This window comes from Burkholderia sp. Bp9143, from assembly GCF_003853645.1.
Classification (GTDB): Bacteria; Pseudomonadota; Gammaproteobacteria; order Burkholderiales; family Burkholderiaceae; genus Burkholderia.
On sequence record NZ_QTPO01000189.1, the window covers coordinates 1 to 326 of the forward strand.

Annotated in this window: 1 pseudogene; it reads left to right on the forward strand. The window is 62.3% G+C overall.

Annotated features, from left to right (window positions below):
- A pseudogene (gene glyA, locus DIE23_RS39290) lies at positions 1–326 on the forward strand (serine hydroxymethyltransferase); the annotation flags it as partial.

Below are 326 nucleotides of genomic sequence, written 5' to 3' on the forward strand. Positions count from 1 at the left end.
GAAAGCGCGAACGTGCAGCCGAACTCGGGTTCGCAGGCGAACCAGGGCGTGTTCTTCGCGATGCTCAAGCCGGGCGACACGATCATGGGGCTGAGCCTCGCGCATGGTGGCCACCTGACGCACGGTTCGCCGGTGAACATGTCGGGCAAGTGGTTCAACGTCGTCAGCTACGGCCTGAACGAGCAGGAAGACATCGATTACGAAGCGGCCGAGAAGCTGGCGAACGAACACAAGCCGAAGCTGATCGTCGCGGGTGCATCGGCATTCGCGCTGAAGATCGACTTCGAGCGTCTGGCGAAGATCGCGAAGTCGGTCGGCGCGTACCT